Below are 12,650 nucleotides of genomic sequence, written 5' to 3' on the forward strand. Positions count from 1 at the left end.
GCGATTACCCATGACGACTCGTACCCGTATCCTCACCGGCATTACCACCACCGGCACGCCGCACCTGGGCAACTACGCCGGGGCTATCCGCCCGGCGATCCTCGCCAGCCGTGACAGCAATGCCGATTCGTTCTACTTCCTGGCCGACTACCACGCCCTGATCAAATGCGATGACCCGCAGCGCATCCAGCGCTCGCGTCTGGAAATCGCCGCGACCTGGCTGGCTGGTGGCCTGGATGTGGACCGTGTGACGTTCTATCGCCAGTCCGACATCCCGGAAATCCCAGAGCTGACCTGGCTGCTGACCTGCGTGGCCGCCAAGGGCCTGCTCAACCGCGCCCACGCCTACAAGGCGTCGGTGGACAAGAACGTCGAGACCGGCGAAGACCCGGACGCGGGCATCACCATGGGCCTGTACAGCTACCCGGTGCTGATGGCCGCGGACATCCTGATGTTCAACGCCCACAAGGTGCCGGTTGGTCGTGACCAGATTCAGCACGTGGAAATGGCCCGGGACATCGGCCAGCGCTTCAACCACTTGTTCGGCCAAGGCAAGGAGTTCTTCACCATGCCCGAAGCGCTGATCGAGGAAAGCGTCGCCACGCTGCCAGGCCTCGATGGTCGCAAGATGTCGAAGAGCTACGACAACACCATTCCGTTGTTCAGCAGCGCCAAAGAGATGAAAGACGCGATTTCGCGGATCGTGACCGACTCCCGTGCCCCGGGCGAAGCCAAAGATCCGGACAACTCGCACCTGTTCACCTTGTTCCAGGCGTTCGCTACACCGGCACAAGCCGACGAATTCCGCAGCGAATTGCTCCAGGGCCTGGGTTGGGGCGAGGCGAAGAATCGCCTGTTCCAGTTGCTGGACAACGAGTTGGGCGAGTCCCGCGAGCGTTATCACCAACTGATCGAGCGTCCGGCGGATCTGGAAGACATCCTGCAACACGGCGCGAAAAAGGCCCGTGCGGTGGCCACGCCGTTCCTCAACGAGTTGCGTGAAGCGGTCGGCCTGCGTTCTTTCGTCGCCCAGACTCAAGTTGCTGCCACCACCAAGAAGAAAGCCGCGAAAGCCGCGCGTTTTGTCAGCTTCCGTGAAGACGATGGCAGTTTCCGCTTCCGTCTGCTGGCGGCCGATGGCGAGCAGCTGCTGCTGTCGCGGCACTTCGCCGATGGCAAAACCGCAGGTCAGGTGACCAAACAACTGCAATCCGGCCAGCCATTGGACGTACGCAGTGAAGACCTGAGCTTCAGCGTCTGGCTGGAAGGCGAGTGCGTGGCCGACAGCCCGACCTTCGCCGACAGTGCTGCTCGCGATGCTGCCATCGGCGCATTGCGTGTTGCGCTGACACCGGTTCAGGAATAAACAACGGTTCGGTCCGACCAAGGGCCGATTGCCATTCCCACGGGCCGTCGCTACAGTGACGGCCCGTTTTTGTTGCCTTGCTAACGAATTATGACGCCCCTAGAACGATACCAAGCTGATCTGAAACGCCCGGAATTCTTCCACGATGCTGCGCAGGAAACGGCAGTGCGTCATTTGCAGCGCCTGTACGACGATCTGGTCGCGGCCTCGCAGAACAAACCGGGCCTGCTCGGCAAGCTGTTTGGCAAGAAAGACCAGGCGCCGGTCAAGGGCCTGTACTTCTGGGGCGGCGTGGGTCGCGGCAAGACTTACCTGGTCGACACCTTCTTCGAAGCGCTGCCGTTCAAGGAAAAGACCCGCACTCACTTCCACCGCTTCATGAAGCGCGTGCACGAAGAGATGAAGACTCTGGGCGGCGAGAAAAACCCGCTGACGATCATCGCCAAGCGCTTTTCCGACGAGACGCGAGTGATCTGCTTCGATGAATTCTTCGTCTCCGACATCACCGACGCCATGATCCTTGGCACGCTGATGGAAGAGCTGTTCAAGAACGGCGTGACCCTGGTCGCGACCTCGAACATCGTGCCGGACGGTCTGTACAAGGACGGCCTGCAACGTGCGCGCTTCCTGCCGGCCATTGCGCTGATCAAGCAGAACACCGAAATCGTCAACGTCGACAGCGGCGTCGATTACCGCCTGCGTCACCTCGAGCAAGCGGAGCTGTTCCACTTCCCGCTGGACGAAGCCGCCCAGGAAAGCCTGCGCAAGAGCTTCCGGGCCCTGACGCCGGAATGCACGGCTGCCGTCGAGAACGACGTGCTGATGATCGAGAACCGTGAAATCCGCGCCGTGCGCACCTGCGATGACGTGGCCTGGTTCGACTTCCGCGAACTGTGCGACGGCCCGCGCAGCCAGAACGACTACATCGAACTGGGCAAGATCTTCCATGCCGTGTTGCTCAGCGGCGTCGAGCAGATGAGCGTCACCACCGACGACATCGCCCGACGTTTTATCAACATGGTCGACGAGTTCTACGACCGCAACGTGAAGCTGATCATCTCTGCCGAAGTCGAGCTTAAAGACCTCTACACCGGCGGTCGCCTGACCTTCGAGTTCCAGCGCACGCTTAGCCGCTTGCTGGAAATGCAGTCTCACGAATTCCTGTCCCGGGCGCACAAGCCGTAGGACATTTCGGAAAATAAAAAGGGCCTGCATTGCAGGCCTTTTTTGTTTATTGATCGTTCCCACGCTCCGCGTGGGAATGCATCCCGTGACGCTCCGCGTCACATTCCGAAGCGGACGCAGAGCGTCCATGGCGGCATTCCCACGCAGAGCGTGGGAACGATCATTCGGGGGCGGCCTACGCCGCCTGCTGAAACTGCTGCCGATACTGATTCGGCGACAACTCCGTATGCTGGCGGAACAGGCGGGCGAAGAAGCTCGCATCGTCGTATCCGACTTCATAGCTGATGGTCTTGATGCTCTTGCGGCTGCCGGACAACAAGCCCTTGGCGGTCTCGATGCGCAGGCGTTGCAGGTAATGCAGCGGTTTATCGCCGGTGGCGGTCTGGAAACGTCGCATGAAGTTGCGGATGCTCATGCCGTGTTCGCGGGCCACGTCTTCGAAGCGGAATTTATCGGCGAAGTGTTCTTCGAGCCAATGCTGGATCTGCAGGATGATCACATCCTGGTGCAGTTTCTGCCCGCCGAAACCGATCCGCCCCGGCGCATAGCTGCGTTGTACTTCGTAGAGAATGTCGCGAGCCACGGCCTGGGCCACGTTGGCACCGCAAAAGCGCTCGATCAGGTAAATGTAGAGGTCGCAGGCCGAGGTGGTGCCGCCGGCGCAATACAGGTTGTCGGCGTCGGTCAGGTGTTTGTCCTGGTTGAGGTGAACCTGAGGGAAGCGTTCGGCGAAAGCATTGAAGAAGCGCCAGTACGTGGTCGCTTCCTTGCCGTTGAGCAGCCCGGCTTCGGCGAGCCAGAACACCCCCGTGGCCTCGCCACACAGCACTGCCCCGCGGGCGTGTTGTTCGCGCAGCCACGGCAGGACCTGTGGATAACGTTTGCAGAGCGTGTCGAAATCGTCCCAGAAGGCGGGGAGGATGATGACGTCGGCATTTTCCAGGCCGCCATCCACCGGCATGATCACGTCGCTGAAGCTGTTCACCGGTTTGCCGTCGGGGCTGACCAGCCGGGTTTCGAACGCCGGTGTCAGGCCGTGGCCCAGTTGTTTGCCATAGCGCAGGCTGGCCAGATGGAAGAAATCCTTGGCTTGCATGAGGGTGGAAGCGAAAACCCGGTCGATAGCCAGGATGCTGACGCGCCGCAAGGGCTTGGAGGCTTGGTTAGACATAATTCAACTTTATTCTTATAGGGGAAAGTGGTCACCAGACGGCTGGATCGTCTTATTTTTTGTCGGATGTGTCCAGTGTCCTGTATCGGAAGCGAGGCTTAGTCTCTGAAGATCAATTCCGTCTGACAATAACGACAGGTGACGCATGATCCCCAGAACCTTGTTCAGCTCCGAGCACGAACTTTTTCGCGACAGCGTGCGAACGTTCCTCGAAAAAGAGGCCGTGCCGTTCCATGGGCAATGGGAAAAACAAGGCTATATCGACCGCAATCTCTGGAACAAGGCGGGGGAGGCGGGGATGCTCTGTTCGCATCTGCCGGAAGAATACGGCGGGCTGGGGGCGGACTTTCTCTACAGTGCAGTGGTGATCGAGGAGGTCGGTCGTCTGGGGCTGACCGGGATCGGATTTTCTCTTCATTCGGACATTGTTGCGCCTTATATCCTGCATTACGGCAGTGAGGCGCTGAAGCACAAATACCTGCCCAAACTGGTGTCTGGCGAGATGGTCACTGCGATTGCCATGACCGAGCCGGGTGCCGGCTCCGACCTGCAAGGGGTGAAGACTACTGCGGTGCTGGAAGGCGACGAATACGTGATCAACGGTTCGAAGACTTTCATCACCAACGGCTTTCTGGCTGACCTGGTGATCGTCGTGGCCAAGACCGATCCGAAGGCGGGGGCGAAGGGCACCAGTCTGTTTCTGGTGGAGGCCAACACGCCGGGTTTCGCCAAGGGCAAGCGCCTGGAAAAGGTCGGCATGAAGGCTCAAGACACCTCGGAGCTGTTCTTCCAGGATGTTCGGGTGCCCAAGGAAAACCTGCTGGGGCAGGCCGGGATGGGCTTCGCTTACCTGATGCAGGAATTGCCGCAGGAGCGCTTGACGGTCGCGGTGGGCGGCCTGGCGTCCGCCGAAGCGGCGCTGCAATGGACGCTGGATTACACCCGTGAGCGCAAGGCGTTCGGCAAGGCCATCGCCGACTTCCAGAACACCCGCTTCAAGCTCGCCGAAATGGCGACCGAGATCCAGATCGGCCGGGTCTTCGTCGATCGCTGCCTGGAACTGCATCTGCAAGGCAAGCTCGACGTGCCGACAGCGGCGATGGCCAAGTACTGGGGCACCGACCTGCAATGCAAGGTGCTCGACGAATGCGTGCAGTTGCATGGCGGTTACGGATTCATGTGGGAATACCCGATCGCCCGGGCATGGGCGGATGCGCGGGTGCAGCGGATCTATGCCGGGACCAATGAAATCATGAAGGAGATTATTGCGCGGTCGCTGTAATGCAGCGTGATCGTTCCCATGCTCTGCGTGGGAATGCCGCCATGGACGCTCTGCGTCCGCTTTGGAAGTGACGCGGAGCGTCACGGGATGCATTCCCACGCAGAGCGTGGGAACGATCGTCGACGTGAGTTACGGTGCCGGGTTCGGCTGATCCTGATGAATCGCCTCAATGCCCGCCAGCACTTCATCCGAGAGTTTCAAATCGAGGCTGGCAATGTTGCTGTCCAGTTGCTCAAGCGTCGTGGCGCCAATGATGTTGCTGGTCACGAACGGCTGTTGCGTGACGAACGCCAGCGCCATCTGCGCCGGATCCAGGCCGTGTTTACGGGCCAGTGCCACGTAACGGCTGCACGCTGCTTCCGACTGCGGGTTGAAATAGCGGCTGAAGCGGCTGTAGAGGCTCAGGCGACCTTTGGGCGGACGCGCGCCACCTTCGTACTTGCCCGACAGAAAGCCGAACGCCAGTGGCGAGTAGGCCAGCAAGCCACATTGTTCGCGGATGGCAATCTCCGCCAGGCCGACTTCGAAGCTGCGATTGAGCAGGTTGTAGGGGTTCTGGATGGATACCGCGCGGGGCCAGCCACGGGCTTCGGCGAGGGCGAGAAAGCGCATGGTGCCCCATGGGGTTTCATTGGACAGGCCGATGTGGCGGATCTTGCCGGCCTTGACCTGCTCGTCCAACGCTTCGAGGGTATCTTCCAGTGGCGTCAGATTGGCTTCTATCTTGTGCTTGTAACCGAGCTGACCGAAGAAATTGGTGCTGCGTTCCGGCCAGTGCAGCTGATACAGGTCGATGTAGTCGGTTTGCAGGCGCTTGAGGCTGGCATCCACGGCTTCGCTGATGTGTTGGCGATTGTGCCGCAGGTTTTTGTCGCGGATGTAGTCGATGGTGTTGCCGGGGCCGGCAATCTTGCTCGCCAGGATCCAGTCGGCGCGATCGCCGCGACTTTTGAAGTAGTTGCCGATGTAGCGCTCGGTGGTGGCGTAGGTGTCGGCCTTGGGCGGCACCGGGTACATCTCGGCGGTGTCGATGAAATTGATCCCGGCGCCCTTGGCGCGTTCGATCTGGGCGAAGGCTTCAGCCTCGCTGTTTTGCTCGCCCCAGGTCATGGTGCCGAGGCAGATTGCACTCACGTTCAGATCGGTACGGCCTAGCTGGCGATAGTCCATCGGGTGCTCCTTGGGCAAAACAATCATAAAAGCAGGTTGAAATATTTTTCGCAATCTGCATAATTGCGCACCTCTTTCTGCAGTGGAAGTGATGCGCCGCCGCCGAAGAATCTTGCCGTTGAACGGACGCGCCGACCCGAGCCCCCGAAAGCGTCTGTATCCGGCTGCCTTTGACTTGTCAAAGTACGCACTATTCAGTAAGATCCGCCGTCTAATTTACAGGGCGGCCCCTGAGGCTATAAAGAATGAAAACTTTTACTGCTAAACCGGAAACAGTAAAGCGCGACTGGTTTGTCGTCGACGCTGCTGGTCAGACCCTGGGTCGTCTGGCCACTGAAATCGCGAGCCGTCTGCGTGGCAAGCACAAGGCTGAGTACACTCCTCACGTTGACACCGGCGACTACATCGTCGTAATCAACGCTGAGCAAGTACGTGTTACTGGCGCTAAAACCACTGACAAAATGTACTACTCCCACTCCGGTTTCCCGGGCGGCATCAAGTCGATCAACTTCGAAAAGCTGATCGCTAAAGCCCCTGAGCGCGTGATCGAGACCGCGGTCAAAGGCATGCTGCCTAAGAACCCGCTGGGTCGCGACATGTATCGTAAGCTGAAAGTCTATGCGGGCGCTGCTCACCCTCATACTGCTCAGCAGCCCCAAGAACTGAAGTTTTAACGGAATAGTTCATTATGTCGGCGACTCAAAATTACGGCACTGGCCGTCGCAAGACTGCAACCGCACGCGTTTTCCTGCGTCCGGGCACTGGTAACATCTCCATCAACAACCGTTCGCTGGATAATTTCTTCGGCCGCGAAACTGCCCGCATGGTAGTTCGTCAGCCGCTGGAATTGACTGAGACTGTCGAGAAGTTCGACATCTACGTCACCGTGATCGGCGGTGGTGTAAGTGGTCAAGCTGGCGCAATCCGCCACGGTATCACTCGCGCTCTGATGGACTACGACGAAACTCTGCGCTCTGCTCTGCGCAAAGCTGGCTTCGTAACCCGCGATGCACGTGAAGTTGAACGTAAGAAAGTCGGTCTGCGTAAAGCGCGTAAGCGTCCGCAGTACTCGAAGCGTTAATTCGCTTTCACGTTCAAAAAGAACGCCCAGTTTCCTTGCGAAGCTGGGCGTTTTTTTATGGGCGCGATTTATCAACGAATTACGCTGTGACAACTTGCCACATCCGCAGAGGCCCTATACTACAAGGCTTGGCAGTGGAGCCCTTCGGTAATTACCTTGTCAGAATTGGGGCTTTTCATTACCATTCGGCAAAATTTTTATAAGTTCAGATTTTTACTTAGTAGACGCCTGATTTAACAGGCCACAAAGCTGATGGGAGAGGACTGAATGAGCAATGACGGCGTGAATGCAGGCCGGCGTCGCTTCTTGGTAGCAGCCACATCCGTGGTGGGTGCTGCAGGAGCGGTGGGGGCTGCGGTCCCGTTCGTGGGGTCATGGTTTCCCAGTGCCAAGGCGAAAGCCGCAGGTGCACCGGTGAAAGTGAATGTCAGCAAAATCGAGCCGGGTCAGCAAATGATTGCTGAGTGGCGCGGCCAGCCGGTGTTCATCGTCCGCCGTACCGAGGAAATCCTGGGGAATCTGAAAAAGATTGAGGGCCAGCTGTCTGACCCCGCCTCCAAGAACTCGACGCAACCGACCTATGTCGACCCGCAGACGCGTTCGATCAAGCCAGAAGTTCTGCTGCTGATCGGCATCTGCACTCACTTGGGTTGCTCACCGACCTTCCGTCCGGAAGTAGCACCTGCCGATCTGGGCAAGGATTGGGTCGGGGGCTATTTCTGCCCTTGCCATGGTTCCCACTACGATTTGGCTGGCCGCGTCTACAAGTCGCAACCCGCGCCTTTGAACCTGCCAGTTCCCCCGCATTCCTATGAGACCGATGACATCATTGTCGTTGGCGTCGATACGGAGAAAGCGTGATGAGCAAGTTCATGGATTGGGTTGATGCGCGCTTCCCCGCAACCAAAATGTGGGAAGACCATCTCAGCAAGTATTACGCCCCGAAGAACTTCAACTTCTTCTATTTCTTTGGCTCCCTGGCGCTGCTCGTTCTGGTCAACCAGATCGTTACCGGTGTCTGGCTGACCATGAGCTACACCCCGTCGGCGGAAGAAGCATTCGCTTCCGTCGAATACATCATGCGCGACGTCGAGTACGGCTCGATCCTGCGTCTGTTGCACTCCACCGGCGCTTCGGCGTTCTTCATCGTGGTTTATCTGCACATGTTCCGTGGCCTGCTCTACGGTTCGTACCAGAAGCCGCGTGAGCTGGTGTGGGTGTTCGGCATGCTGATCTACCTGGCGCTGATGGCTGAAGCTTTCATGGGTTACCTGCTGCCGTGGGGCCAGATGTCCTACTGGGGTGCCCAGGTGATCATCTCGCTGTTCGGTGCGATCCCGGTCATTGGTAACGATCTGACCCAGTGGATCCGTGGTGACTACCTGATTTCCGGTATTACCCTGAACCGTTTCTTCGCCTTGCATGTGGTTGCCTTGCCGATCGTGATCCTCGGCTTGGTAGTGCTGCACATTCTGGCATTGCACGAAGTCGGTTCGAACAACCCGGAAGGCGTGGACATCAAGAAACACAAGGACGAAAACGGCGTGCCGCTGGACGGCATTGCCTTCCATCCGTACTACACCGTGAAAGATATCGTCGGCGTGGTGGTGTTCCTGTTCATCTTCTGCGCGATCGTGTTCTTCTTCCCGGAAATGGGCGGCTACTTCCTCGAGAAGCCGAACTTTGAAGTGGCGAACGCCTTCAAGACCCCTGAGCACATCGCTCCGGTCTGGTACTTCACGCCGTTCTACGCGATTCTGCGGGCAGTTCCGGACAAGCTCCTGGGTGTTGTTGCCATGGGTGCTTCGATTGCCTTGCTGTTCGTCCTGCCCTGGCTTGACCGTAGCCCGGTCAAGTCCATGCGCTACAAGGGCTGGCTGAGCAAGATCTGGCTCTGGGTATTCTGCATCTCCTTCGTGATTCTTGGCTGGCTGGGCGTCATGGCGCCTACCCCGGAACGTACCTTGCTGTCGCAGGTTTGTACCTTCCTGTACTTCGCCTACTTCATTCTGATGCCGTTCTACACCAGGCTCGAGAAGACCAAACCGGTTCCGGAAAGGGTGACTGGCTGATGAAAAAACTATTTGCTGTACTGATTCTTGCTGCTCTGCCAGCACTGTCCTTCGCGGCCGAACACGGTGGTCCCGAGCTGGAAAAAGTCGACATCGACGTTTCCGACAAGGCTGCCATGCAGGATGGCGCACGTACGTTCGCCAACTATTGCATGGGCTGCCACAGTGCCAAGTTCCAGCGCTACGAGCGTGTCGCCGATGACCTGGGCATTCCTCACGAGCTGATGCTCGAGAAGCTGGTGTTCACTGGCGCCAAGATCGGCGACCACATGAGCATCGGCATGCAGCCGGCTGACGCCAAGACCTGGTTTGGTGCGGCGCCACCTGACCTGACACTGGTGGCTCGCGTTCGTGGCACCGACTGGCTCTATGGCTACCTGCGTTCGTTCTATGAAGACCCGTCGCGTCCATGGGGCGTGAACAACAAGGTGTTCCCGAACGTCGGCATGCCTAACGTTCTGGTCGGCTTGCAGGGTCGTCAGGTGGTAGGCTGTAAACAGGTTCAAATCGTCGAAGACGGCAAGAAGCAATTCGATCCGCTGACCGGTACCGCTTTGACTCATGAAGCCTGCGATCAGCTGACTGTATTGCCGAAAACCGGTACGCTGACCGAAGAGCAGTTCGATGAGAAGGTCAAGAATCTGGTGACCTTCCTGGCCTACTCGGCCAACCCGGTGAAGCTGCAGCATCAGCGCATCGGTACCTATGTGTTGCTGTACCTGGCGTTCTTCTTCGTATTCGCTTACTTGCTCAAGCGTGAATACTGGAAAGACGTCCATTGATAACGTTGTAAGCCATTGCTGTTAATCGCGCGCGCCCAGGGGCGTCTCTGAAGGTGTAACGAGTCTGGTGAGCCAGGCGTTACGGGAGGCGCCCTCTGGGCGCGCGTGTTTTTCCGTTTCCGATAATTTCAACAAGCGAGGAGGACCGCCATGGGCGTGACCAATCGGTTGGCCTGTTACTCCGACCCCGCCGACCACTATTCCCACCGAGTGCGCATCGTACTTGCAGAGAAGGGTGTCAGCGCCGAGATCATTTACGTGGAGGCTGGTCGTCAGCCGCCTAAACTGATTGAAGTGAACCCTTATGGAAGCCTGCCCACCCTGGTCGATCGTGACTTGGCGTTGTGGGAGTCGACCGTGGTGATGGAATATCTGGATGAGCGTTACCCGCATCCGCCACTACTGCCGGTTTATCCCGTGGCGCGTGCCAACAGCCGTCTGCTGATTCATCGCATTCAGCGTGACTGGTGTGGCCTGGTGGATCTGATTCTGGATTCGCGGACCAAGGAAGCCGCCCGCGTGGTGGCTCGTAAAGAGCTGCGCGAAAGCCTGACAGGCGTGTCGCCGTTATTCGCCGACAAGCCGTTTTTCCTCAGTGAGGAACAAAGCCTGGTGGATTGCTGCCTATTGCCAATACTCTGGCGATTGCCGATTCTGGGTATAGAACTGCCGCGGCCTGCCAAGCCGCTGCTTGATTATATGGAGCGCCAGTTTGCGCGTGAGGCTTTCCAGGCGAGTCTGTCTGGTGTCGAACGCGATATGCGCTAAGGCTTAAGGAGCCGCTATGAACTCCAGTCGACCTTATCTGGTCCGCGCGCTCTACGAGTGGATTGTGGACAACGATTGCACCCCGCACATGCTGGTCAATTCCGAGTATCCGTCGGTACAGGTGCCTCAGGGGTTTGCCAGTGACGGTCAGATTGTCCTGAACGTATCCCCGGCAGCCGTGCGTCATTTGCACATGGATAACGAGGCGGTCAGTTTCGAAGGGCGCTTCGGTGGCGTACCGCACACCCTGTACGTGCCTATTGCGTCGATCCTGGGCATTTACGCTCGGGAGAACGGCCAAGGCATGGTGTTCGATATGGAATCGCCTCTGGACGACGAGGAAGAGATCGAGCCGGATGATGATATCCCGCCACCCGACAGCGAGCCGCCGCGTCCCAGCGGTCGACCGAGTTTGAAGGTGGTGAAGTAATAAAAAAGGCGATCCGGATGGATCGCCTTTTTTATTACTTCAACACGCACCTGCAGGGCGATGGCGATCTCAAGGATGCCATCGCCGGTAAGCAAGTATCAGTCGATGTACTCAAACAGCTTCACAATCTTCTGCACGCCAGAAACGCCTTGCACCAGATTGGTCGCCTGCGCCGCTTCCTGTTTGGTCAGCAGGCCGAGCAGATAAACGATGCCGTTTTCGGTCACAACCTTGATGCGCGAGCCCGGGATGGAGGGATCGGTGAGCATCTGGGTCTTGATCTTGGTGGTCAGCCAGGTGTCGTTCTGGCGCGCCAGCAGCGAGGAGGGCTGCAGCACTTGCAGTTCGTTATGCACCTTCTTCACGCGCTGAACGGAGGCGGCGACCTGTTCGGCCTTGGCCTTGAGGTCGGCACGCGGCGTTTGCCCGGCCAGCAGCACCACGCCGTTGAAGCTGGTGACGACGATGTGCGAGTTGTTGTCCAGGTCCGGATCGGCCTTGGCGATGTTCACGCCGACCTTGGTGTCGATCAGAGAGTCGTCGATCTTGCTGCCGAAGGTGCGCGTACCGCGGTCATCTTCGATCGGTGCTTCACGGCTGGCGTTAACCACCGAGGTGCAGCCGCTGATGCCGAGGCACAGGGTCAAGGCCAGAAGGCCTAGGCGATTAGGGGTCATTCTTCACTCCCGAACAGTTGGCTGTCGATCAGATCACAAAGGCAATGGATCGCCAGCAGGTGGACTTCCTGAATACGTGCAGTGACATTGGCCGGTACGCGAATCTCAACGTCCTCGGGCAATAGCAATGAAGCCATGCCGCCGCCATCACGACCCGTCAATGCTACGACAATCATTTCGCGATCATGTGCGGCCTGGATCGCTTGAATAATGTTCGCCGAGTTGCCGCTGGTGGAAATGGCCAGCAATACGTCACCTGGCTGACCGAGAGCGCGAATCTGTTTGGAGAAGATTTCGTTGTAGCTGTAGTCGTTGGCGATCGAGGTGATCGTCGAGCTGTCGGTGGTCAGCGCGATGGCCGGCAGGCTCGGGCGCTCGCGCTCGAAGCGGTTGAGCAGTTCGGACGAGAAGTGCTGTGCGTCACCGGCGGAACCGCCGTTGCCGCAGGACAGCATTTTGCCCTCGTTGAGCAGGGCGTTGACCATGACCTGGCTGGCTTGCTCGATGTGCGGTGCAAGTACGTCCATCGCCTGTTGCTTGGTGTGGATACTGGCCTGAAAAAGCTGGCGAATTCGCGATTGCATGTCCATCTGTGTGACCTTAATTAGCGCGGCTACTCGGCACATGAATGTGCAGCCCGCAAAGCAAAGAGCAAAAGTGTTGGGT

The 12,650-nt window shown here is 58.3% G+C and carries 14 protein-coding genes; 10 read left to right on the forward strand and 4 right to left on the reverse strand.

Translation table 11 applies throughout. The annotated features are described in order from the left end of the window. Positions 1-10 precede the first annotated feature (10 nt). Positions 11-1,366: a tryptophan--tRNA ligase gene (locus PMI21_RS09585; RefSeq protein WP_007939814.1), complete on the forward strand. Its 1,356-nt coding sequence runs from the start codon at positions 11-13 to the stop codon at positions 1,364-1,366. A 90-nt stretch (positions 1,367-1,456) separates the two neighbouring features. Next, positions 1,457-2,551 (forward strand): cell division protein ZapE, encoded by a 1,095-nt coding sequence (gene zapE / locus PMI21_RS09580; protein ID WP_019582361.1) that lies wholly within the window; start codon positions 1,457-1,459, stop codon positions 2,549-2,551. Positions 2,552-2,726: 175 nt separating this feature from the next. Here zapE and PMI21_RS09575 read toward each other — a convergent pair whose 3' ends face one another. After that, positions 2,727-3,623 carry a GlxA family transcriptional regulator gene (locus PMI21_RS09575; protein ID WP_172901249.1) on the reverse strand — a complete coding sequence of 299 codons (897 nt, stop codon included), beginning with the start codon at positions 3,621-3,623 and terminating at the stop codon, positions 2,727-2,729. Between the two features lie 244 nt (positions 3,624-3,867). Here PMI21_RS09575 and PMI21_RS09570 point away from each other — a divergent pair, with 244 nt between their 5' ends. Continuing rightward, positions 3,868-5,004 (forward strand): acyl-CoA dehydrogenase family protein, encoded by a 1,137-nt coding sequence (locus tag PMI21_RS09570; protein ID WP_007939822.1) that lies wholly within the window; start codon positions 3,868-3,870, stop codon positions 5,002-5,004. A 129-nt stretch (positions 5,005-5,133) separates the two neighbouring features. Here the strand turns inward: PMI21_RS09570 and PMI21_RS09565 are convergent, their stop codons facing one another. Then, positions 5,134-6,174: an NADP(H)-dependent aldo-keto reductase gene (locus tag PMI21_RS09565; RefSeq protein WP_007939823.1), complete on the reverse strand. Its 1,041-nt coding sequence runs from the start codon at positions 6,172-6,174 to the stop codon at positions 5,134-5,136. 245 nt (positions 6,175-6,419) lie between these two features. Here PMI21_RS09565 and rplM point away from each other — a divergent pair, with 245 nt between their 5' ends. The 7 genes from rplM (at position 6,420) to PMI21_RS09530 (ending at position 11,307) form a co-directional block, all read left to right on the forward strand. After that, a complete protein-coding gene (gene rplM, locus PMI21_RS09560; protein WP_007939824.1) occupies positions 6,420-6,848 on the forward strand; it encodes a 50S ribosomal protein L13 in 429 nt (142 codons plus the stop codon). Between the two features lie 14 nt (positions 6,849-6,862). Further along, on the forward strand, positions 6,863-7,255 hold the full coding sequence (gene rpsI / locus PMI21_RS09555) for a 30S ribosomal protein S9 (RefSeq protein ID WP_003228056.1): 393 nt from the start codon (positions 6,863-6,865) through the stop codon (positions 7,253-7,255). Between the two features lie 267 nt (positions 7,256-7,522). Further along, positions 7,523-8,116, forward strand: a complete 594-nt coding sequence (gene petA / locus PMI21_RS09550; protein ID WP_007939825.1) for a ubiquinol-cytochrome c reductase iron-sulfur subunit — start codon at positions 7,523-7,525, stop codon at positions 8,114-8,116. Continuing rightward, complete coding sequence (locus tag PMI21_RS09545; protein WP_007939826.1) at positions 8,116-9,327, forward strand: cytochrome b; 1,212 nt, start codon at positions 8,116-8,118, stop codon at positions 9,325-9,327. The genes petA and PMI21_RS09545 overlap by 1 nt, the downstream gene beginning before the upstream one ends. Then, on the forward strand, positions 9,327-10,109 hold the full coding sequence (locus tag PMI21_RS09540; RefSeq protein WP_007939827.1) for a cytochrome c1: 783 nt from the start codon (positions 9,327-9,329) through the stop codon (positions 10,107-10,109). The genes PMI21_RS09545 and PMI21_RS09540 overlap by 1 nt, the downstream gene beginning before the upstream one ends. Positions 10,110-10,259: 150 nt before the next feature. Further along, complete coding sequence (locus tag PMI21_RS09535; protein WP_007939828.1) at positions 10,260-10,877, forward strand: glutathione S-transferase N-terminal domain-containing protein; 618 nt, start codon at positions 10,260-10,262, stop codon at positions 10,875-10,877. Positions 10,878-10,893: 16 nt separating this feature from the next. Continuing rightward, a complete protein-coding gene (locus PMI21_RS09530) occupies positions 10,894-11,307 on the forward strand; it encodes a ClpXP protease specificity-enhancing factor (RefSeq protein ID WP_007939829.1) in 414 nt (137 codons plus the stop codon). Positions 11,308-11,405: 98 nt separating this feature from the next. Here the strand turns inward: PMI21_RS09530 and PMI21_RS09525 are convergent, their stop codons facing one another. Beyond that, positions 11,406-11,984 carry a BON domain-containing protein gene (locus PMI21_RS09525; RefSeq protein WP_007939830.1) on the reverse strand — a complete coding sequence of 193 codons (579 nt, stop codon included), beginning with the start codon at positions 11,982-11,984 and terminating at the stop codon, positions 11,406-11,408. After that, complete coding sequence (locus PMI21_RS09520) at positions 11,981-12,574, reverse strand: phosphoheptose isomerase (protein WP_007939831.1); 594 nt, start codon at positions 12,572-12,574, stop codon at positions 11,981-11,983. Before PMI21_RS09520 ends, PMI21_RS09525 begins: the two co-directional genes overlap by 4 nt. Positions 12,575-12,650: the final 76 nt, after the last annotated feature.

This window comes from Pseudomonas sp. GM18 (assembly GCF_000282195.1).
GTDB lineage: Bacteria > Pseudomonadota > Gammaproteobacteria > Pseudomonadales > Pseudomonadaceae > Aquipseudomonas.

Bases quoted from the DNA above. Each gene is read 5' to 3' on its own strand.
- PMI21_RS09585 (WP_007939814.1), top strand. From the start codon at position 11: ATGACGACTCGTACCCGTATCCTCACCGGCATTACCACCACCGGCACG.
- zapE (WP_019582361.1), top strand. From the start codon at position 1,457: ATGACGCCCCTAGAACGATACCAAGCTGATCTGAAACGCCCGGAATTC.
- PMI21_RS09570 (WP_007939822.1), top strand. From the start codon at position 3,868: ATGATCCCCAGAACCTTGTTCAGCTCCGAGCACGAACTTTTTCGCGAC.
- PMI21_RS09565 (WP_007939823.1), bottom strand. From the start codon at position 6,174: ATGGACTATCGCCAGCTAGGCCGTACCGATCTGAACGTGAGTGCAATC.
- rplM (WP_007939824.1), top strand. From the start codon at position 6,420: ATGAAAACTTTTACTGCTAAACCGGAAACAGTAAAGCGCGACTGGTTT.
- rpsI (WP_003228056.1), top strand. From the start codon at position 6,863: ATGTCGGCGACTCAAAATTACGGCACTGGCCGTCGCAAGACTGCAACC.
- petA (WP_007939825.1), top strand. From the start codon at position 7,523: ATGAGCAATGACGGCGTGAATGCAGGCCGGCGTCGCTTCTTGGTAGCA.
- PMI21_RS09545 (WP_007939826.1), top strand. From the start codon at position 8,116: ATGAGCAAGTTCATGGATTGGGTTGATGCGCGCTTCCCCGCAACCAAA.
- PMI21_RS09540 (WP_007939827.1), top strand. From the start codon at position 9,327: ATGAAAAAACTATTTGCTGTACTGATTCTTGCTGCTCTGCCAGCACTG.
- PMI21_RS09535 (WP_007939828.1), top strand. From the start codon at position 10,260: ATGGGCGTGACCAATCGGTTGGCCTGTTACTCCGACCCCGCCGACCAC.
- PMI21_RS09530 (WP_007939829.1), top strand. From the start codon at position 10,894: ATGAACTCCAGTCGACCTTATCTGGTCCGCGCGCTCTACGAGTGGATT.
- PMI21_RS09525 (WP_007939830.1), bottom strand. From the start codon at position 11,984: ATGACCCCTAATCGCCTAGGCCTTCTGGCCTTGACCCTGTGCCTCGGC.
- PMI21_RS09520 (WP_007939831.1), bottom strand. From the start codon at position 12,574: ATGGACATGCAATCGCGAATTCGCCAGCTTTTTCAGGCCAGTATCCAC.